General features: G+C 71.0%; 17 protein-coding genes. 8 read left to right on the plus strand and 9 right to left on the minus strand.

Annotated elements, in window-relative coordinates:
- Positions 1–23 precede the first annotated feature (23 nt).
- Complete coding sequence (locus tag DVS28_RS06875) at positions 24–1,145, minus strand: flavin reductase family protein (protein ID WP_164710040.1); 1,122 nt, start codon at positions 1,143–1,145, stop codon at positions 24–26.
- A gap of 184 nt (positions 1,146–1,329) precedes the next feature.
- Here DVS28_RS06875 and DVS28_RS06880 point away from each other — a divergent pair, with 184 nt between their 5' ends.
- A complete protein-coding gene (locus DVS28_RS06880) occupies positions 1,330–3,222 on the plus strand; it encodes a serine/threonine-protein kinase (protein WP_164710043.1) in 1,893 nt (630 codons plus the stop codon).
- A 6-nt stretch (positions 3,223–3,228) separates the two neighbouring features.
- On the opposite strand, the gene DVS28_RS06885 is transcribed toward DVS28_RS06880, so the two are convergent.
- From DVS28_RS06885 to DVS28_RS06895, 3 genes are all read right to left on the minus strand, one after another.
- A complete protein-coding gene (locus DVS28_RS06885) occupies positions 3,229–3,978 on the minus strand; it encodes a MerR family transcriptional regulator (RefSeq protein ID WP_114590806.1) in 750 nt (249 codons plus the stop codon).
- A gap of 74 nt (positions 3,979–4,052) precedes the next feature.
- Entirely contained in the window at positions 4,053–5,849 is a 1,797-nt protein-coding gene (locus tag DVS28_RS06890) for a CHRD domain-containing protein (RefSeq protein ID WP_114590807.1), read from the minus strand.
- Between the two features lie 97 nt (positions 5,850–5,946).
- Complete coding sequence (locus tag DVS28_RS06895) at positions 5,947–7,833, minus strand: amidohydrolase family protein (protein WP_114590808.1); 1,887 nt, start codon at positions 7,831–7,833, stop codon at positions 5,947–5,949.
- A gap of 103 nt (positions 7,834–7,936) precedes the next feature.
- Here DVS28_RS06895 and DVS28_RS06900 point away from each other — a divergent pair, with 103 nt between their 5' ends.
- Positions 7,937–8,626, plus strand: coding sequence for a histidine phosphatase family protein (locus tag DVS28_RS06900; protein WP_114590809.1), 690 nt, complete (start codon positions 7,937–7,939; stop codon positions 8,624–8,626).
- A gap of 5 nt (positions 8,627–8,631) precedes the next feature.
- Here DVS28_RS06900 and DVS28_RS06905 read toward each other — a convergent pair whose 3' ends face one another.
- Positions 8,632–10,362, minus strand: a complete 1,731-nt coding sequence (locus tag DVS28_RS06905) for a diguanylate cyclase domain-containing protein (RefSeq protein ID WP_114590810.1) — start codon at positions 10,360–10,362, stop codon at positions 8,632–8,634.
- Between the two features lie 120 nt (positions 10,363–10,482).
- On the opposite strand from DVS28_RS06905, the gene DVS28_RS06910 reads away from it, so the two are divergent.
- Both DVS28_RS06910 and DVS28_RS06915 read left to right on the plus strand, forming a co-directional pair.
- Positions 10,483–11,430 (plus strand): TIGR00266 family protein, encoded by a 948-nt coding sequence (locus DVS28_RS06910; RefSeq protein WP_114590811.1) that lies wholly within the window; start codon positions 10,483–10,485, stop codon positions 11,428–11,430.
- Positions 11,431–11,463: 33 nt separating this feature from the next.
- Positions 11,464–12,105, plus strand: coding sequence for an HPP family protein (locus DVS28_RS06915; RefSeq protein WP_114590812.1), 642 nt, complete (start codon positions 11,464–11,466; stop codon positions 12,103–12,105).
- A 393-nt stretch (positions 12,106–12,498) separates the two neighbouring features.
- On the opposite strand, the gene DVS28_RS06920 is transcribed toward DVS28_RS06915, so the two are convergent.
- On the minus strand, positions 12,499–13,323 hold the full coding sequence (locus DVS28_RS06920; RefSeq protein ID WP_114590813.1) for a DUF3097 family protein: 825 nt from the start codon (positions 13,321–13,323) through the stop codon (positions 12,499–12,501).
- A 60-nt stretch (positions 13,324–13,383) separates the two neighbouring features.
- Between DVS28_RS06920 and DVS28_RS06925 the strand changes: the two genes are divergently transcribed.
- From DVS28_RS06925 to DVS28_RS06935, 3 genes are all read left to right on the plus strand, one after another.
- On the plus strand, positions 13,384–14,574 hold the full coding sequence (locus tag DVS28_RS06925) for an amino acid aminotransferase (RefSeq protein WP_114594035.1): 1,191 nt from the start codon (positions 13,384–13,386) through the stop codon (positions 14,572–14,574).
- A gap of 166 nt (positions 14,575–14,740) precedes the next feature.
- Positions 14,741–14,944 carry a cold-shock protein gene (locus DVS28_RS06930; protein WP_108664467.1) on the plus strand — a complete coding sequence of 68 codons (204 nt, stop codon included), beginning with the start codon at positions 14,741–14,743 and terminating at the stop codon, positions 14,942–14,944.
- 150 nt (positions 14,945–15,094) lie between these two features.
- Positions 15,095–15,907, plus strand: a complete 813-nt coding sequence (locus DVS28_RS06935; RefSeq protein ID WP_114590814.1) for a hypothetical protein — start codon at positions 15,095–15,097, stop codon at positions 15,905–15,907.
- A 122-nt stretch (positions 15,908–16,029) separates the two neighbouring features.
- Here DVS28_RS06935 and DVS28_RS06940 read toward each other — a convergent pair whose 3' ends face one another.
- From DVS28_RS06940 to DVS28_RS06950, 3 genes are read right to left on the minus strand one after another with little or no spacing between them, the layout of a single operon-like run.
- Positions 16,030–16,659, minus strand: a complete 630-nt coding sequence (locus DVS28_RS06940) for a hypothetical protein (RefSeq protein ID WP_114590815.1) — start codon at positions 16,657–16,659, stop codon at positions 16,030–16,032.
- 7 nt (positions 16,660–16,666) lie between these two features.
- Positions 16,667–17,890 (minus strand): TFIIB-type zinc ribbon-containing protein, encoded by a 1,224-nt coding sequence (locus DVS28_RS06945; RefSeq protein WP_114590816.1) that lies wholly within the window; start codon positions 17,888–17,890, stop codon positions 16,667–16,669.
- Between the two features lie 5 nt (positions 17,891–17,895).
- Positions 17,896–19,104 carry an SPFH domain-containing protein gene (locus tag DVS28_RS06950; protein WP_114590817.1) on the minus strand — a complete coding sequence of 403 codons (1,209 nt, stop codon included), beginning with the start codon at positions 19,102–19,104 and terminating at the stop codon, positions 17,896–17,898.
- 337 nt (positions 19,105–19,441) lie between these two features.
- On the opposite strand from DVS28_RS06950, the gene DVS28_RS06955 reads away from it, so the two are divergent.
- Positions 19,442–20,830, plus strand: a complete 1,389-nt coding sequence (locus DVS28_RS06955) for a S8 family serine peptidase (protein WP_114590818.1) — start codon at positions 19,442–19,444, stop codon at positions 20,828–20,830.
- The last annotated feature ends 62 nt before the right edge of the window (positions 20,831–20,892 follow it).

Consider the following 20,892-nt stretch of genomic DNA (forward strand, 5'->3'; position numbering starts at 1 on the left):
GGGGTGGGGATCAGGCGCAGGGGTCAGAGGTCGAGGGAGACGTTGCCGACCGGCAGGCTGATGCACAGCTGGACCTCGCAGCCCTCGCGCTCGTCGATCTCGCCGGTGCGGATGTCGCGGACGGCCCCGGCGTGCTTGGTGGTGGTGCAGGAGTGGCAGATGCCCATGCGACAGCCCGACTCGGGTGTCAGGCCCGAGGCCTCGGCCTGCTCGAGCAGCGTCGCGCCGTCGTTGTGGGCCGACCGGCCGGTCCGGGCGAACGTGAGCATGCCCTCGGGCATGTCGTCGCCGACCGGCGCGACCGGTGGGGCGAAGGACTCGGTGCGCAGCCGGTCGGGGGCATCGGCCCATGCGGCGCGGACGGCGTCGACCAGGCCGGGCGGTCCGCAGGCGAACGCGTCGGTGGTGGTGGGGTCGATCCCGATGGCGGTCAGGTGGGCGGGGTCGAAGCGTCCGGTCGGGGCGCCGTCGGCGCCAGTGTCCTGGCCGTCCTCGCGAGTGAGGACGACGTGGGCGTCGGGGAGATCGGTGAGCTCGTCGAGGAACAGGGCGTCCGTCGTCGTCCGGGCGTAGTACAGGACGGTCACGCGGTCGCCCAGGCCCTCGGCCCGCATGGTGCGCCACATGGATCGCAGCGGGGTGATGCCGCTGCCACCACCGATCAGCAGCAGCCGTTCGGGGCGGGGGAGGGGCAGCACGAAGTCGCTGCCCTGGGGGGCGGAGATGCCGACCGCGTCGCCGACGCGAACGCCCGCCCGACCGCCACCGGCGAGGTGGCTGGAGACCAGCCCGTCGGGGATGTGGGCGACGGTGATCTCCAGCCGACCGTCGTCGCGGCGGGGCGTGTCGCACAACGAGTAGCAGCGGGTCTGTCGCGCGCCGTCGACCTGGCAGGTGACCAGGAGGTGCTGGCCGGGGGCGAAGGCGATCGGGGTCTCGGGACGCAGCAGGAGGGTGTGGGCCCGAGGGGTCTGCGGGACGATCGCCTCGACCGTTGCGTGGATGCGTCCGGCGCTGGCCGCCGGACGATAGGCGTCGCGGTAGCCGTCGACGCCGTGGGGATAGGTCAGGCCGTTCAGCACGAGGCGCTGGAGTCGGCGTGCGCTCGGCAGGGCCCTCGAGGCCCGCGGCAGCAGTGTGGTCATGGGATGCCCTCCCGAAGAGAAGTGGATGTCTGTCATCCACTGTGACACCAAGTGGTGTAACAGTCAACGGAGAGACACTGATCATCAGTACATCGGCCTGCAAGGTGTCCCGGCGTGTCGGAGTAGCATCACGACGCCCGGGCAGTCCTGCCGTCGGGTGCCCGCACGTCGGAATCGAGGGACCGTGTCGGAGGACTGGGAGCGCTTCGCCATCCCCGGCTTCACCGACGCTGCGGAGATCGGCCGCGGCGGCTTCGGGGTGGTCTACCGGGCGCACCAGACGTCGCTGGACCGGGTGGTGGCCGTGAAGGTCATCGGCACCCAGCAGCGCCGCAGCCGCGTGGAGTCCGAGCTCCGTGCCCTCGGCACGTTGTCGGGGCACCCCAACATCGTCACCGTCTTCAGCCACGGCGAGTCGGTCGGCGGGGCGCTGTACATAGTCATGGAGTACCTGGTCGGCGGCTCCCTCCAGGACGCCCTGGACATCCGCGGTGCGCTGCCGACCGCCGACGTCCTCGCCATGGGTGTCAAGCTGGCCGGGGCGCTGGAGACCGCCCATCGACACGGCATCCTCCACCGCGACATCAAGCCGGCGAACATCCTCGTGAACCGGTTCGGGGAACCGCAGCTCGGTGACTTCGGCATCGCCCGCCTGCTGGGGGGCGCGAACACGAGCACCACGGGCAGCGTCACGGGCACCCTCGCCCACACCCCGGCCGAGCTGCTGGAGGGTGAGGACGCCAGCGTGCGCTCCGATGTGTTCTCCCTCGGTTCGACCCTCTACACGATGCTCACCGGCCGACCACCGTTCGTGGACGACCCCGACATCTCCGTGGCCAACCTGCTGTTCCGCATCGTCAAGGGCGAGTACCCCGATGCCAGGGCAGCCGGGGTCCCCGACGCCGTCGCCGGGGTCATCGACGCGATGCTGGCACGTGACCCCGGGGACCGGCCCGCCTCGGCCGAAGCGGCCGGCCAGATGCTGCGGGAGGCCCAGGCTGCGCAGGGGTGGGCGATGGCGACCATGTCGGTGGCAGGTCGCGGCGTCCACCCCGAGTCCACCGCCACGGCCGATCCCGCAGGGACCGCCGATGTCCCCGTGGACGGCGCGCTGCCCACGGTGCCAGTCAGCCCGGTACTGCCGCCCGCTGTCGAACCGTCGGGACCCCCTGCCGGCCAGCCACCTCCCCTCGCGGGGCGCCCCGAGGCGTCGGCCAGCGGCAACGGCGGGGGCAGCGCAAACGGCGCGGGCAGCGCAAACGGCGCGGGCAGCGGCAAGGGCGCGGGCAACCGGCGGGTGCTCATCGGCGCGGTGGCGGTGGTGGTGCTCGGACTGGCCGGACTCGTCGTGGCGTTCCTGACCGACGGCGACGGCACCGCTGAGGAACCCAGCCAGCGCGTCGCGGTAACGTCCGCGCCCGCCGAGACCCCCACCGACGGCGTCGACGTCGTCGTGGCGCCCAAGCCCTCCGACGGTCCCACGATCGGGCCGCTGGCCACCGAGACCGAGCTGCCGTTGCCGACGGTGACGATCGAGCTGGACCATCCGCGGCCCGCCGACCTGGTCCTGTCCCTCGGCGTGCAGGGGGAGGGGGATGTCCCTGCCTGCGAGGTCCCGGTGGCGATGGCGGAGACGGTGGACCAGGGGATCGTCGTGCTGGCGATGACGCTGCAGGACTGCGTCGACCTCCTGCCGCCCACGGCCACTCGCCGCTGGTTCCTGCACGTCGCCGACACCGTCGCGGGGGAGGAGGGCTCCGTCGAGGCGTTCGGCATCGACACGGACGCCGTCAGCCTGCGCACGACCGAGCTGCCCATCGTGGTCCCCGACGGTGACCCCGACGGGCTGACCCTCCTGCTGCCCGACGGGATCGGCCCGACCCCGACCGCAGCCGACCCCACCGACGCACCTGCTCCGGCGGGGCCGGCGCCCGCCGCGCCCAACCCGCCACCTGCCGCCCCGAACCCGCCCGCGCCGAACCCCGCGCAGCCGGTGCCGCCCCCCGTCGTCACCGCACCCCAGCCCCAGCCTCAGCCGGACCCGCCGGCGCCCGCACCGACCGTCGCGGCGGACTGACACCGCTCAGCTGGCGTCGCCCGCGTCCTCCTCGTCGGTGCCGGCCATCAGGTCGGTGATGACGTCGGTCATGACCTGCCGGAACACCGCCAGCAGCGCCTCACCCGCCAGCGGGCGGATGCGGTCCACCGCCTCACGGATGGCGCTCCACTCGCCCTCGGGACGGCCGCGGGCATCCCACGGGGCCAGCACCGCCTCGTCGAAGACCTGTACGTAGGCGGCCGCGATGGGGGTCACGTGCTCACGGATCGTCTCCAGGACGTCGAGCATCCGTTCGGGCGGCAGCCCCATGTCGGCCAGCTCGCCACCCGCGGCCAGCACGCTGGGCAGGAGGATCCGCCACTGCTCGCCGTCCTCCAGCTCCTCCAGCAGGCCGAGCTCGGCTGCACGGGCGGCGGTGCCCTCGTCCCAGGTGCCACCGGCCAGCGCCTTGGACAGGTCCTTGGCGGAGATCGACACGGGTTCGTCGCTGACCCAGCCGTCGAGGACCGCGCGCTTCAGGCGCCGCAGCTCGTCGGAGTCCACGCGGCTCGCCCCGCCGATCAGCCAGCCGATGGCCTGCAGGTTCAGGCCCTCCTCGGCGAGCTCGGTGATCAGGTTCAGCCGGTCGACGTGCTTCTGGCCGTAGAACCCCTGCCGGCCCTTCACCCGGGGCGGGGGCAGCAGGCCGCGGGTCTGGTAGTAGCGGATGCTGCGGCTCGACACGCCCGTCGTTGCCGCCAGGTCGTCGATCGTCATGCTGCTGCCGCGTGCCATGCCCCCAATGGTGCATCACCGACCGCTGTCGTGTTGTCAGGGCGGGCCGACGCGAAGGTCGGCCCGCCCGTGGGTCAGCGCAGCTGACCGCGAATCGCGCCGTTCGGCAGGTTCTCCGTCGACAGGAGGACGTAGTGCGCCTCCGGGTCGGTGAACAGTGCATCCGCGGCGTTGGGGTCGACCTCGAGGCAACGGCCGTAGCCGTCCTCCGGCGAGCGGTGGTCGAGGTCGATCACCGCGGGGCCGTTCTCGCCCTCCGCACCGTCGTGGACGGTCAGCGACGTGACGCGGTCCTGGCTGAGGTTGGCCGAGGACGTCCAGCAGAGCAGACCCGCTTCGGGACGATCGATGCGAACCACGCCACCGCGGTTCTCCAGTCCCGTCCCGGCAGGCACGACCTGGTCACCGGCGAGGCTGGAGAACAGGTCGTCGGCCAGGGCGTGGGCCTGACCACGGATCTCCCCCGAGGGGTTGGCCTCGGTGTGCATGTTGAGGTAGAAGCCCGACGGCGCGGTCGCGATCGCCTGCGCCAGCGCGGTGTCCAGGCCCGTCGCACAGTCGGCGAGGTCGAACAGGTACTCTTCGGTGGAGAAGGGAATGACGACGTCGCCGTTGTCGCCACGGTCGGCCGCGTGCAGGTGGAACCCGGTCAGGGGGCCGCTCTCGTACGCCACGGTGGCCTGCACGCACGTGTAGTCGGGCCCGACCCACAGTGCGGCGGTACCCCACGCGTCGGTGGCAACCGCTGGGACCTCCTGGTAGCCGTCGAGCACGGTCTCCAGCAGGGTCACCTCGCTGTCGAACTGCATCGCGTCCTCGGCGGCTCGTGCCTCTGCGCAGGCGGTGGTGCTGACCAACGGACCGCACCGCACCGCATCGTCCTGGTTCTGGACGCCCAGCACCGTTCGGATGGTCGGCGCGGTGGCGTCGTCACCGTTGGCGAGCAGGAGGATGTTGCCGTGGAACGACGCCGGCAGGCCGGAGGCCCAGGCCAGGTCGTCGTTGCCGTCGATGATCAACGGCCGACGGCCGTCCTCGCTCGGAGACGTGGCGGTGCGGACGTCCAGGGCCACGAGCGCGGCGGTCTCGTGGCGGGTGGCCCCGCCGCTCCGGGACACGCGCAGGTCGAGGTCGCGCAGCGCCTGCTCGGTGTCACGGGAGATCGCACCGTTGCCGCCCACGATCGTCACCTCGGTGATGGACGGCGTGGCCTGCAGGTAGTCACGAACGACGTCGTCCAGCGTCGCGGTGGAGTTGAGCAGGATCGGTGCGCCGATCGTGCCCGACAGGGTCCCTGCGCCGAGGGCATCGATGAACCCCCGGGTCGGCACGTCGGCGTCGCCGTCGGCCCGAACGACGATGGCCTCTGCGGGCGCGTCGAAGAACCGACGGGCGGTCTCGACCGCCGTCTCACGACGCCCCGGACCGGCCACGCGCTCGACGTCGTAGTCGTCCTCCAGCGTGGTCGCGACCTCCTCGGAGATGGCTGCGGTTCCGCCGAGGATGACCACACGGGACGCACCGAGGCGGTCGATCTCGTCGGCGACCCGTGCGTCGAGCACCGTCCCCTCGTCATGCAGGAGCAGCGGACCGCCGGCGTCGAGCGCCTGCACGCCGCCGGCGGCCAGGGAGTCCGCGAAGGAGCGCGTGGTGCCCAGCAGGACGGTGTCGACGCTGCCGTCGGGGATCAGCGCGGACCAGGCAAGCGCCAGCGCGACGGCATCGCCGACGTCGGACGGGACGGTTGGATCTGCCGGCGTTGCCTGTGCCCGGGCGGTGTCGGGCACGGCGAGGAGGACGGCCAGGACAACGGCGATGGCCATCACCCCCGCGAGGAGGGAACGGACGGTGGACGTGGTGACTGCGGACACGCGAAGAACTCCTGACTGCTGGGTGGGCGCGTCAGGATAGGGGATGGGTCGACAGCGGTGCGATCAGCGGGTCACCGCCGTGTACCCCCGGGGCAGTTCAGCCGTTGACCGCCAGCAGCGTTCGGCCCAGCCGGACCTTGCCGACCTCGGGGGCGACGTCCACGCCGTCCCAGGCGACGGTCCCGCCGACCACGGTCGTGGTGACGATGCCCTCGGGTCGGTTGACCATGACCTCGTCGCCCAGGTCGTCGCGGTAGGTCAGCTCGATGGTGGACTCGGGGTCCCAACCGCGGAGCCGCGCCGGGTCGATCACGACGACGTCGGCCACCGCGCCGACGTCCAGGGTGCCGGCGTCGACCTGCCAGAAGTCGGCGGGCTCCTTCGTCAGCCGCATGATGTGGCGGCTCACCGCGGCGAGGCCGTCGTCCATCACCCACTGCAGGCCGCGCAGGTTGGCGTCGTAGAAGGCCATGTTGGTCAGGTGGGCGCCGGAGTCGTTGAAGCCGGGCAGCGTGTACCGGTGGGTCAGCGCGGCCTTGGCGGCCCTCCGGTCGGAGTTGGCGGTGATCGCGTACCAGCGGAAGTCAAGGTCGTAGGTACGCAGCAGGTGGATCACGACGTTGGCGTCGTCGTCGACGTCGGCGGGGAAGGCCCGCAGCTCGGCAGCCTCCGCCGTCGTGGTGTCCAGCCGCCCGGCACGGAACGCCTCGACCCGCCGCTGCAGGTCGGCGAAGGTCAGGCCCTTCCACGCCGCGACCGGCTTGTTGCCGTCGATGACGAGCTTCTCGTGGTCCGTCGGCAGGGCCCACGGCTCGATGCGGACCTTCTTCAGGAACCCACGCAGGCCCTTCCCGTCCTTGCCGGCGTTCCACATCGTGCGGAACCGGGCCTGCCAGTCGGGGTCGTCGAGGATGGCCGTGCGGCCCTCGCGGTCCTCGAGGTCGGGCTCGTTGAGCTCGCGCAGCTCGGGGATCTCCTCGCACAGCGGGGTCAGCGGACCGTCGGCCCAGACCTTGAACTCCGCGGCCAGCGCCTGCATGCGGAAGTTGCCGTCCACGAGCCGTGAGTTGAAGACCGCCATCAGCACCTTGGCCAGCGGAAGGATGGTCCGGTCGGTGTTGACGTCCATGGCCGCGACGATGGTGGTTCGCAGCGGCGAGCCGAACAGCCGGCCGGAGGTCAGGCCGAAGGTCTTCACCGTGTCGACGGGAGAGTCCTTGGGCGGCGTGCCCTGCCACACCCGGTCGTGGTGGCGCACGACGTGGGTGAGGGTCTTGAGCTCCTCACGGGTCGTCCACTGCGTGGGGATCTTGGTCTTCCGGTTGGGGTCGTTGGACAGGTAGTGGAAGGGCAGCGCGTCGGTGGAGAAGCCGGCGTAGCCCTCCTTCATGGCCCTGTTCAGCAGCTGCCCCATGCGGACGATCTCGTCGTGGGAGGGGTCGCGGTTGACCGAGTCGCGCAGCCCCATGACCTGCGCGCGCAGCATCGAGTGGGGGATCTGCGGGACCACGTTGGCGCCCAGCGGCTGGTCGTCGAGGTGGGCCAGGTACTCCTCGCTGGTGGTCCAGTCCATCTCGTCGGCGGCGCGGGTCAGGACGTGCTTGGGGATGTTCTCCACTCGCGCGAAGCAGTCGATGATCGGGTCCTCGACGTACTCGCCGTTGTCGCGCCGCTGGTGCCCGTAGGTGGTCCCGAGCGAGCAGTTGGACATGACGACGGTCGTCGTGCCGTGGCGAGCGGCCTCCGGCAGGCCCGGCGCGAGCTCGACCTCGAGGTCGTAGTGGGTGTGGATGTCGAGCATCCCCGGCAGCACCCAGCGCCCCGCTGCCTCCACCACGCGTGACGCGAGCGCGGGGTCGAGGTCGCGGCCACGCGCAACGATGCGACCGTCCGCGATCGCCACGTCCTCGGTGGTCGGCATGGTGCCGTGGCCGTCGAAGACCAGGCCGTCGGTGATCAGGATGTCCCAGGTGGTGTCGCGCATGGCCCGAAACAATAGTGTTCCTCCACTTATGGCGTCAAGGGGCCGTCCGGTGTTCGGCTGGCCGACCGGCCGGCGTCACCTCGTGCGGCTAGCCTGCCGACCCATGTCGGAGCCCGTTCGCCAGTACCGCTTCCAGCCCGCCCCCGGTGCGTGTGATCTGCTGCTGGTCCGCCACGGCGAGTCCGCCCCGGCCGTGGAGGGGCAGCCCTTCCCGACCGTCGGCGGCCATGCCGACCCGCCCCTGGACCCGCAGGGGCAGGACGAGGGCCGGCGGGTCGCCGAGCGGCTGAAGGGGGAGGAGATCTCCGCCATCTACGTCACGACGCTGCAGCGGACCCAGCAGACCGCTGCGCCGTTGGCCGCCGAGCTGGGCCTCGAACCCCGCGTGGAACCGGAGCTCCGCGAGGTGTTCCTGGGGGAGTGGGAGGGCGGCCTGCTGCGCATCCGTGCCCGCGAACAGCACCCCATCGCCAAGGAGATGTTCGAGAAGGGCGACTGGGGCATCATCCCCGGCGCCGAGCCACGGGAGGACTTCGCCCGTCGGGTCAGGGCCGGCATCACCCGCATCGCCGAGGCACACCCGGACCAGCGTGTCGTGGCGTTCGTGCACGGCGGGGTCATCGGCATGGTCATGCACCTGGCCTGTGGCAGCCACCCGTTCGCCTTCGTCGGTGCCGAGAACGGGTCGATCAACCACATCGTCGTCACCGAGGACCGCTGGATCGTCCGGCGCTTCAACGACACCGGCCACCTCGCCACCGACCTCGACAAGCCGATCCAGCCGCTGACCTGACCTGCTCAGCCGGCGGGTTCGGCGTCCACCAGCGCGTCGTGTCGGAGCACACGATCGCGGCCGCGGCGCTTGGCCTCGAGCAGGGCCGCGTCGGCGCGGGCGACGGCGGTCTCGAAGTCGTCAGTGGGGCCGGCGATGCCGGCAGAGACCGTGAAGGACGGGGTGTCGCCAACCAGCAGGGCCATCGCGAGGCTGCTTCGCACGCGCTCCACGGCGTCGGCGGCCTCCTCCGGTGAGGTCTCGGCCAGGACGATGACGAACTCCTCGCCACCCCAGCGGCCGACGAGGTCGCCGGGTCGGAACGTCGAGTCCAGCACACGGCCGAACTGGCGCAGCGCGCGGTCACCGGCGGCATGGCCGTGGGTGTCGTTGATCCGCTTGAAGTGGTCGAGGTCGCAGAACGCCACGCTGTAGGGCACGTCCTGGGCCGCCAGGCCTCCCACGGCGTCCTCGAGGCTGCGGCGGTTGAGCAGGCCGGTCAGCGGGTCGCGCTCGGCCTGCGTCCGGGTGGTCGCGAAGGCACGGAGGACCCCGACCCGATCACCGGACGTCTGCACGATGGCCTCGAGGCGTTGCAGGTGGTTCGACGCGGGTGGGGTCGGAGCGATGCTGTGCAGGATGCCGACCGACTTGCCCATGACCTTCACCGGGCTGCACACGGCCGTCCCGCCCGTCAGGTCGCGACCGCGGAGCTGGGGGCAGGTGTCGTAGGCGTCGGCGTCGTCGAAGCACAGTGCCGCGCCGCGGCGGATGGCCGGGCAGTCCATGGGTGTGGCCACGGCGCACGACGGTTCGGTGGCGTCGGGATGGGTGGTGGCGACACGGTGCAGGTGGGCGGCGGAGGAGTCCGCCATCAGCAGCTCGGCCCGCCAGCCGGGCAGCTCCTGGCGTACGGCGTCCCGGGCGGTCTCGAGTGCCGCGTTCTCGGTCAGCGACATCTCGAAGGCGCTGTGCATCCGCCCCCGCATCGCCTGGTCGGCGGAGAAGGCGTCACGTTCGGCCGAGCGCTGCTGGGCCTGCCGTCGCTGGCGCCGGTTCATGCGGCCGACGAGCACGAGCAGCAGGATGACCACCAGGAGCACGCTGGAGACGAGGACACGAGCGGTGTCGGTTTCCTGCCGCACCCCGTCGAACTGGCTCTGCACCTCGGCCCCCTGTGCGACGAGGAGCTCCTCGAGCCCAGCTCGGTACGCCTCGGTCGCCGCGGTGCCGTCGGCGAAGAACAGCGCCGCGGCCTCGCCGGGGCTGCCCTCGCCGGCCAGCCGGAGGGCGCTGCTGTGCACCTCAGCCACCCGCGACCCTGCAGCGGACGCCGCGTCGATGGCCACGCGGTCGGCGGGGTGGGCAAGGTCCCCGAGCCGCTGCCGGTCGTCCCTCGAGGCCCCGAGGAGCCCGACGATCTCGGTCAGGAGGGCGGCACGGTCGGCGTCGCCCCGTGTCAGGTACTGGCCCACCAGACGTTCGGTCTCGAGGTCCCTGCTGCGCAGGTCGTGGAGCGTGTCGAGGAGCGCGACGTCCTGGTCCCGGAGGTGGTCGATGTGCGCCATGACGGCGCCGGTTCCCCGAAACGCCTCCAACGCCACGCCTCCCAGCAACAGCACCACGATGACGAGGCCGATGGTGACCGCGTCGATGCGCGGCAGGGTGCCCCCGGCGCGCCGTTCGGTCGCGTCGTCGGCCGGCAGGCCCGTCGTGTCGGTGGGCAGGGTCCTCGCGCGCGTGTCAGTCGTGGCCACGGCCGTCCGATCGGCAGGTCCAACGACGACTCAAGCCGACGCGCCCAACCATCGGGGAGTACGTTCTCGGCGCTGACTCCGCGCGCCCGCCGTGGGGCAACACCGAGGGAAAGGCAAGACATGTCGACCGCACCGGGCTGGTACCAGGCCGAGGGCGATCCTCCCGGCACCCATCGCTACTGGGATGGACAGCAGTGGGCTTCCGACGCCCAGCCGATCGGCCAGCAGCAGGGCCAGCCGCCACAGGCCGCCACCCCTGCACCGGGGGTCGGGGGCCAGTTCGGCACCCGCCAGGCGGTCCAGGGCAGCCACGAGGTCGACTTCGAGATCTTCGGCGACGACATGCAGTTCGTCGAGGTCGAGCTCGACCCGGGCGAGACGGTCATCGGCGAGGCGGGCGCGATGATGTACATCGAGGACGGCATCAGCTTCGAGGTGAAGATGGGCGACGGCTCCGAACCCGAGCAGGGCCTGTTCAAGAAGCTCGGCGGCGCTGCCAAGCGTGCGGTGTCCGGCGAGAGCATCTTCCTGACCCACTTCACCAACCACGGCGCAGGCAAGGCCCGCGTGGCATTCGCCGCCCCGTACCCCGGTTCGGTCCTCGCCGTGGACCTCGAGGACGTGGGCGGTCGGCTGATCGTGCAGAAGGACGGCTTCCTGGCGGCGGCCTACGGGACCCGCATCGGCGTGGCGTTCAACCGCAAGCTCGGCGCGGGCCTGCTGGGCGGCGAGGGGTTCATCCTGCAGGACCTGCAGGGCGACGGGAACGTCTTCGTCCACGCCGGCGGCACCGTGGTCGAGCGCACCCTGAACAACTCGACCCTGCGCATCGACACCGGCTGCATCGTCGCGATGGAGTCGACGATCGCCTACAACATCGAACGCGCCGGCAACCTGAAGTCCTCGTTCTTCGGCGGCGAGGGCCTGTTCCTGGCCACCCTCAGCGGCACCGGTCGCGTGTGGCTGCAGTCGTTGCCGTTCGAGCGGCTGGCCAGCCGTGTTGCACGGTCGGTCGGGACCGGCGGCAGCGGTGGGGACCAATCAGGGTTCAACATCAACTTCGGCTGAGCGACCGACCGCCGGCAGGGGGATGATGGGCCGGTGACCGAGCCGGCCCCGCACCCCTTCGCCCCACCTCCTCCACCGGAACGTGCACAACCGCTGGAGGGGCTGGCGCTGGAACCGCTCCAGCGGCGGTTCGGCGCCGTCCCAGTCCTTGGCGCCTATGCACTGGTCAACGGGCTGATCTCGATCGCGGTGATGACCGCGGCGGCCCTGGTGACCGGGGTGCCCCTGGTCTTCCCCTCGCTCGGCCCCACGGCATACCTGCTGTTCAGCGACCCGTTGGGGGCGGCCGCGGCGCCGCGCAACACGATCCTCGGGCACGTCATCGGAGTGCTCGCGGGCTGGGGGTCACTCGCGGTCTTCGGGCTGCAGAACGTCGGGGCAGCGGATGCGATGGGGGCGACCCCCGGCAGGATCGGCGCCGCCGCGGTGTCCCTCGCGGTGACATCCGGGCTGATGGTGTGGCTCCGCCTGCCGCATCCGCCGGCGGCAGCCACGACCCTGATCGTCTCCCTCGGGATCCTCCCGCGCGTCGACGAGCTCGTCGTCCTCGTGCTGGCCGTGATCCTGCTGGCCGCCCAGGGGTGGATCATCAACCGCCTGGCAGGTGTCCCCGTTCCGCTGTGGTCCCCGCGTCGCGAACCGCTCGTGGTCCGGCCCGGCGGCATGTCTGGCTGAACATGGGGTGCCCGGCGCAGGAGCCCTAAATGTGCACCTCCGCCGTTGACGGCACCAACCTGCACGAGGCGTTCAGCAGCTCGTGCAGGTTGGCCAGGATGAAGGCTGAAGTGCACGAGAGCCGGGCCGGCCGATCGACGGTCGACCGAGTGGGCAGGCCGGCCGATCGACGGTCGACCGAGTGAGCTGGTCGGCTGGGCCGACGGGTCCGCGGGCAGACGAAGGGGCCGCTCCGTCGCCGGTGCGGCCCCTGTCGTGCTCCGCCCTGTGGAACACGTTTGTTGACCAGTGTTGTACGACAGGACGAGGGTCGCGCGCACCATTTTTTTACGAAGACGCGACGCAGCTGTCACATTCCCGTCCTCCGATGGCGTTCGGGGGACGGCCCGTCGGCTACCCGTCGTGCTCGGTCAGGAAGTCCAGGAGCTGCTCGACCGCACCGATCAGCGGGGTCTCGAGGTCGGCGAAGGACTGGACCCCTCCGAGCGCTCGCCGCCACACGTCACGGTGATCGGCCACGCCGAGCGCGGCCGCCACACCCTCCTTCCACGGCTGCCCCTTGGGCACCGTCGGCCAGGCCTTCAGCCCGAGGACCTTCGGTCGCACACCGGCCCACACGTCGACGAACGGGTGGCCCGTGATCAGCACGTTGGGGTCGTGCACCTCCGCGGCGATCCGTGACTCCTTGGACCCGCTCACGAGGTGATCCAGCAGCACCCCGAGCCGTCTGGTCGGGCCGGGCGAGAAGCTGCGCACCTCCGCGGCGAGGTCGTCGGCACCGTGGAGCGGCTCGACGACGATGGCGAGCTCCCGCAGCTCGTCGCCCCAGACCTTCTCCAGCAGCTGGGCGTCGTGCTTGCCCTCGACCCAGATGCGCGAGGCCCGGGCCACCTTCGGGGTGACCTTCTTCGCCACGACCGCGCCGCTCGCCGACGTCAACGTGGCCGGCCGGTTGATCGCCACGCCCCCGCGGGTGACCCGGACCGGCTTTCCGTCCTGGGCGAAGCGGTCGGGCTCGAAGGGGAAGGCCCGGCGGCCGCCGTCGTCGTCGGCCTCCAGGGTGATGATCTTCCCGTCGACCTCCACGACCCGGCCGGTGAACCGGGTGGAGCGGTCGGTCAGGCGGATGCCGAGTCGCAGGCTGACCTCGCGGGGCGGCGGGCGCTTCTTCGACGGGACGGCCAGGACGTCGGCGACGTAGCGGGGACGGCGGTTCATGGGCGATCGACCGTAACCGGGTCACGGGTCCCTACCGTGGAGGGTTACCCTGTCCGCACCATGCTCGATGCCCTCCAGCCCCTGCCGCCCGACCCGATCCTCGGCACCACCGTCGCGTGCCGCAACGACCCCAACCCGCTGAAGGTCGACCTCGGCGTGGGTGTCTACAAGGACGACAACGGCACGACGCCGATCTTCCGTTCCGTCCTGCAGGCCGAGCAGCGGGTGCTGGCCGATCAGGCGACGAAGGCCTACGTGTCGCCCCCGGGTGACGCCCGGTTCATCAGCGGGATCACCCGTGAGCTGTTCGGGGCCGACCACGCCGTCGTCACCGGCGCGCGCGTGGGGGCGGTCCAGGCGCCCGGCGGCTCGGGGGCGCTCCGCCTCGGGGCTGGCCTGCTGCTGCGGGCCAAGGGCGACACCCAGCTGTGGGTCCCCGCGCCCACGTGGGGCAACCACATCCCCCTGATGGGTGCGGCTGGGCTGGACATGCAGCAGTACCCCTACTACGACAAGCAGACCCACGTCATCGAGTTCGAGGCGATGGTCGACACGCTCAAGCAGCGTGGGCCCGGCGACGTGGTGCTGCTCCACGGCTGCTGCCACAACCCGTGCGGCGCCGACCTGACCCGCGAGCAGTGGGACACCATCGGTGACCTCGCCGAGGAACGGGGCTTCACCCCCTACGTCGATTTCGCCTACCACGGGCTCGCCGAGGGCATGGACGCCGACGCCTATGGCGTGCGCATGCTGGCCGACCGCCTGCCCGAGCTGCTGGTGGCCTACTCGGCGTCCAAGAACTTCGGGCTGTACCGCGAGCGGACGGGCCTGGCCCTGACCATCACCGCAACCGCCGACGGCGCATCGACGGCGACCAGCCAGATGGCCAACATCGCCCGGGAGCTGTACTCGATGCCCCCCGCCCACGGCGCGTCCATCGTCGGGGAGATCCTCGACGACGAAGTACTCACCGCGGACTGGAAGGCCGAGGTGGGTCAGATGCGCGAACGGATCAACGGCCTTCGGGCGATGTTGTCGGAGCACCTTCGCACCGCAACCGACTCCACTGACTTCGACTACATCGCTGGCGAACGTGGCATGTTCAGCTTCCTCGGCCTGTCGCCGGAGCAGGTGACCGCGCTGCAGAACGACCACAGTGTGTACCCAATCCCGTCGAGCCGTGTGAACATCGCCGGTGTGACCGAGGAGAACGTGGCACGCGTCGCCGCAGGCATCGCGGCGGTTCGCTGACCAGAGTCACCTCCAGACGCCCCGAACGCCGGTGGTTCGGGGCTGAACCGACCGGCTGGCGAAACGACGCCATCCCATACTGGGCATGGCGTACTCGCGAGACTCAGGGGTACGCTTGGCGCGCCCGGATATCTTCGCGGGCTCCCGAAATCAGTGAGGCAGTGTAGTGGCAACAGGAACAGTGAAGTTCTTCAACTCCGAGAAGGGGTTCGGGTTCATCCAGCCCGACGACGGAGGGAAGGACATTTTTGTCCATTTCTCGAACATCGCAGGTAGCGGGTACCGCAACCTCGAAGAGAACCAGAAGGTCGAGTTCGAGGTCGGCCCAGGACGCAAGGGTGACGAAGCCCGCGATGTGAAGCCCCTCTAGGGGTGATCAGGCGTTCGAGGTAGGTAGGCACAGCCCGGGCCCACGTGGCCCGGGTTGTCGTGTTGCTGCGGATTCTTTCGGTCAAGCGCAACTTCGGGACGGGGACGGGGTCCAAGGGGCGTCCCCTGCCACCCGACGAAGGACCAGTTCGTGACCGATGCCCTCAAGACCCTCCTGCTCGGTGGGGTCCTGACGATGGTCGGATGGCTGCTGGTCACCACCGGCGTGGTGCAGCTGTCCATGCCGGACCTGGGGTTGCCGTCGCTCCCGCGCGACGTGGTCGTCCAGGAGCGGGTCCTGGGCCCCAAGCAACCGGCCACGATCACGCGGGTGGAACCGATCGCGCTGGACTGTCGTGCCCGCGTGCATGCCACCGTGTCGGTCGAGGGCACCCGCGAGCACTCCCTTGCCGGCCTCGTCTACCGCACCGACACCGTGTCCCTTGACGCGGTCGGTGACGTCGACACCTGCGTCGACGCCGGTGCGGTGGTCATCGGCCGTGGCGAGGACGGCACCCTGACCGTGACGGTCCCCGGCGAGGCCATCAGCTTCGTGCGGCCCCGCGTGGACATGGTGGCCAGCGCCACCGGGGTCGACTGGGACAAGGGGTTCCTCGGTGAGCTCACCGACCTGCTGCCCGGCGTCGACGACGGCGACGACATGATCGGCGGCGCCTTCGCCTACGCACAGCAGGTCGTCGGTGGCCGCGCCTGCATGCAGGAGGCCTTCGCCGTGACCAGCCAGGCGCTGGAGCAGGCCTACGCCGACCAGCTGCTGGCCCAGGGCCTCGATCCGGCCATGATCACCGTCGAGGTCGGCGAACCCGACTTCGACCAACACCTGCCCTTCGAGGGCACCAGTTCGCTGGCGTTCCGTGTGGACGACGACATCCGTTGCACGCTGTCGCCGGATGCACACGCGGGCGCCAGCCCTTCGTGGGAAGACCTCGCTGGCGAGGTCTGACGGGGGGACGGCCGCGGGTCCCTCCCCTCGGGGTTTCGCGGCCGTCCTGCACCGTCGTCCCGGGGCACCATGACACCACGGGCACCATGACGCCACGAGGCACCGGCCACGCGGTACTACGGCTAGGCCGTACCGGCCTGCGGGGTGTCGCCTTCGTCCGGGTCGGTGGCGGACGCGGTATCGGACGGGTCGGTCGTTGCCCAGTCAGGCGGCCAGCTGCCCCCGACGGAGTCGCCCCCCAGCCCCTCGAGACGGTCCAGCTCCTCCCGCGCCTGTGCCGCGAAGTGGATCCGTTCGGTCACGTCGGCAAGGGCACGGTCGGTGGCGGTGGACCCCAGCGCCACCTGGCCGATGATCGCCCCGGCGGCCTGCTCGACTGCAGATACCGCCTGCTCGGCCTGCGCCAGCGCGGGCGCCTTGGCCGCGGCCGGCAGGTGCGATGCGGCGATGAGTCGCCGGTCGATCTCCAGCGCCTGCTGCTCCAGCTCAACCCGCAGCTCCAGCAGGCGGACTTCCTCGCCCGGGGCGCCAGCGACCTCCCGCAGGCCCCGCATGGCGGCGCCGAGACGCCGGTGGAGCTTGGCCTCCGGGGTGTGGGCGCCTGCCCAGGACGCCGGCGCCTCGCTGGCCACGCCCGGCACGATCTGTCCCTGCGCGTCGTACTGCTGCTTGCCGCTGCGGGCCAGGGCGAACGCGAACGCACCCGCCCCGAGGAGCACCAGCAGGACGATGCCCAGCAGGACGACGCTCACGTGCGCCTCATCGACCGAGGACCAGGACGAGGAGGACGATCACAGCGATGACCGCGGCAACGGTCGCGATGATCTTGACCTTCGAGTACGGCCGTTCGCCGACGACCTCGCCGGTGGCCCCGTTGATCATCACCTGGTAGGTGGATCCCTCGAAGTTGACGGTCAGCAGCCAGATGGGCAGCAGCAGGTGCTTGAACGTCAGCCCGCTCCAGGTGGTGGTCTGCTGGTGGATGCGCTGGTGGTCACCACCGATGTCGCGTTCGACGGTGCGGGTGATCTCGCTGGACATCACCTGCTTGGCCCGGTCGAAGCACTCCTCGACGTCGTTGTCGTAGGTGCGGCTGAGGTGCCCGGCCACGTACTCGGGGCTGTAGGGCTTGACCTGCTCCATGGGCCACGGCTCGAGCTGGGCGATGTAGCCGAGGTTGAGGCCGCCCTCGTTGGCCACCACCGGCACGTCGTCGAAGGTGTTGTGCACCCGACCCGATGCGTGGCGCCAGCGGGTCTCGGTCTCGGTGCGCTGGTCGTCGCCCTCGCCGACGGTCACGGTGTGGTCGTCACCCCGTTCGCCGCGGTAATCGGTCTCGGCCTGCGCGTCGTAGGTGAAGTAGGCGGTGTAGACCGACTCGAACGACCCGGAGCTGGAGTAGTCCTTGAACTCCGACGGGGCGAACCAGCGGCTGCTGACCCACTCCTGGAGCTTGTCCTTGGCTGCCCGCTCGTCGACGCGGAACGGCAGCACGCCGTCGACGGGAAGGCGTGCCGGGGCGTCCTGGATGTCGTCGCGCTGGATCGGGGTGGTGCAGTAGGGGCACTTGGTCGAGGTCAGCGTGCCGGTGAACGTGGTGTGCCCACCGCAGTTCTGGCACACCACCTCCTTCTCACCGGCCACGAGGGCCTGCGCGCCCTCCCGGTTGGTGCGGAGGTCGCGCAGCGCGCTGCGCAGGTCCTTCTCCTCGACCGCGCCGGTGGCTTCACGGAACGCCTGGACGTTGCCGCAGTGGGGACAGGCCAGCTGCTGCTGCCCGATGTGGAACTGGAGCTCACCGCCGCACTGCCCGCACGGGTACGTGCGGGTGTCCTGGTGCTCCTGGAGCATGGCGTTCAGCCGCTGGGGCGTGGCGGCCGCTCCGTCCTCCGGGGGGGCCGCAACGTCAGGTGCCTGCGGGGGGATCGGGGGCGGCCCCCCGGCCGGCTGGCCGGGAAGCGGCGGCGGTGGCTGGTTGCTCATCGGACTCAGCCCTCGTCGTCACCATCGGATGGCGGCGGTGTCGGCGGGGCGGGGGGCTGGGAGGGGACCGGCGGTGGGGTCTGCGCGCTCGGCAGGGGTGGTGGTGCGGCGAACAGGGCCTGCAGGGCGGGCACCTGGGCCGCAGGGGTCCAGCCCGCCATGCCGGCCGACCACACCAGGGTCTGGCCGGTGATCTGGCCCTGTCCGGCCGCCTGCTGCAGCTGGGGGACGGTGTAGGGGCCCGCCTGCTGCCCGCCGACGTCGACGTGGAAGGACTGTGCGCCCGGGAGGGGAGGGGGCGCTGCCGCTGCCGGTTGGCCACCCATCTGCCCGCCGAACTGGCCGGCCATCTGGTTGGCCATCGCAAGTCCCAGGCCGAGACCCATCGCGTCGGAGGCGCCGCCACCGCCGCCGGGGTTGGCCGCCGCGGCCTGCATGGCGTCGGCGGAGGCGACCTGCTGGTAGGCGTTGATGTCGCCGATGTTGCGGACGTACCCGCCCGTCTCGACACCCTTGGCCACACCACGCGTCATCGCCTGGGTGATCTCGTCGGGCAACGAGATGTTCATCGTGATGTCGTCGATGCCCAGGCCGTACTCGTCGTCGACCTTCTCCTGCACGTACTCGCGCAGCTTGCCCGACAGCTCGACCTGCTTGCCCTGCAGGTCGATGGCGCCAAGGCCCGTCTCCAGCACCATGTCGGAGAAGGCGGTGGAGATGACGCGACGCAGCAGCTCGGAGATCTCGTCGGCCTGGACCTCGGAGTCGGTGCCGATGACCTCGCGCAGGAAGATGTCCACCTCATCGATGGAGACCACGCACAAGCCGTTGGCCCGTACCTGGACCATGCCGAAGTCGGGGTCGCGGACCGTGATCGGCTGCGGGGTCCCCCAGCGCAGGTCGGTGACCGGCCGGGTGTTGATGAAGTACACCTCGCTGCGGAACGGGCTGTTGAAGCCGTGCTTCCAGCCCTGCAGGGTCCCCAGGATCGGCAGGTTCTCCGTGGTCAGCTGGTAGGCGCCCGGCATGAACGAGTCGGCCAGCTGGCCCCGATAGACGAACACCGCCCGCTGGCCCTCGCGGACGATCAGCTCCGCACCGTTCTTGATCTCGTTGTTGTAGCGGGGAAAGCGCCACGCCAGCGTCGAGCGCGAGTCGTCGAGCCACTCGATGATGTCAACGAGTTCGCCGCGCAGCTTGTCCATCAGGCCCATCGCAAATGTCCCTCTGTCGTCGAATGGGTGGGGTCGTGCAATCCCACCAGAGCGCGGACCGTCCGTCCACTCCGTGATCAATCTGTCACACCCGGGCAAGGACACGCCCTGTCCGCGCCTCCGGCACCCGGGTTCGGGCATGCACGAGGTTTCTCGTGAATTGGGGAAGGTGCCCCGTCGGTTGACACGCAACAGGGTTTGTAGACCGCCGTCGGGAAGCCGCCAGCGGTCGTCCCTGCTCGCTGGCCGCCGCCGCGCGACCAGCACCACCCGCCGCCGTGCGGGGTGTGGCCCGCCAGGCCACACGTCTCCACCGCCGTACCGAAGGAGCATTCGTATGTCCCTGCCCCACCGTTTCGCCGCCCCCCGGGTCCTGTCCCTGTTCGCGGTCCTCCTGCTGGCCGCGGCGCTCGTCGCCGCTGGCGGCCGCGCGGCCGACGCCGGCGCCAGCGACCTGCTCGACGTCGATGTCGCCGAGGCCACCGGCGACGTGCTCGCCATCGTGCACCCCGCCGACGACGTGTCGCTGGCTGACGCCGTCGCGGGCGCACTCGACGCCGGACTGCTGGTCGCCGGAGAGTTCCCCAACGTCGGCGTGTTCGGCGCCACCGGCGCGGTCAGCGCCTTCAACGCCCTCGCCGGCACCGGCCTGATCGAGCGGGTCGAGGCCAACCACCAGCTGCGCCTGTTCACCGACTCCTCCCACACCGCCACCCGCGGCCAGGCCGTCCTCGACGGCGCCGTGAACGGCACGCCCTACGACGGCTCCGGCGTCGGCGTTGCGGTCGTGGACTCCGGCCACGACGGCACCCACCCCGACCTGTCGGCCAACACCGCCAGCAACGTCAAGATCATCTTCCCCACCACCGCCGCCGTGCCCTTCCCCGACACCGACACCATCTCCGGTGGCGGCCACGGCACCCACGTGTCCGGCATCGTGATGGGCGACGGCAGCGCGTCCAACGGCCAGTACCACGGGGCCGCCCCGGGGGCCAGCCTGTACGGCATCTCCGCGGGTACCGCCATCAGCGTGCACAGCGCCCTCGGTGGGCTCGAGTGGGTCCTGGCCAACCACGACCAGGTCAGCCCCGCCATCAAGGTCGTCAACAACTCCTGGGGTTCCGCCGCGGGCGACTACAACCCCGGTGACGCGATCTCCATCGCCGTCGGCAACCTGATCGACGAGGGCGTGACCGTCGTGTTCGCCGCCGGCAACGACGGTGGCAACGGGTCGGCGCAGGCCACCAGCCCGACCTGTGTGGACCCGACCCCGGGCCTGATCTGCGTCGCCTCCTATGACGACCAGGGCACCGGCACCCGCACCGGCACCGTGTCGACGTTCTCCTCACGCGGTCGCAGCGGCCAGGTCAACACCTACCCCGATGTCTCCGCCCCCGGTACCGACATCACCTCCACCTGCCGCCTGACCCTGCCGATCTGCGCGACCGGCAGCCAGGTCTTCTCGCCGCTCAACACCTACTCGGTGCTGTCGGGCACGTCGATGGCGGCCCCGCACATCGCCGGCATCGCCGCGCAGCTGTACCAGGCCAACCCGGGCCTGACCCCGGCGCAGGTCGAGGACATCCTCGAGGACACCGCGCTGCAGTTCACCGACGGTGCCGCCTACGAGGCCGACCCGTCCAACCCCACGACCACCACCTCGGTGGACAAGGGCCACGGCCTGGTCGACGTCGTCGCCGCGGTCACCGAGGCGCTGGCCCGCTAGGTCAGCTGGGCCGCAGCCACACGAACGCCACGACGGGCGGGACCAACCGGTCCCGCCCGTCG

Source organism: Euzebya pacifica (assembly GCF_003344865.1).
In the GTDB taxonomy this organism is placed as follows: domain Bacteria; phylum Actinomycetota; class Nitriliruptoria; order Euzebyales; family Euzebyaceae; genus Euzebya; species Euzebya pacifica.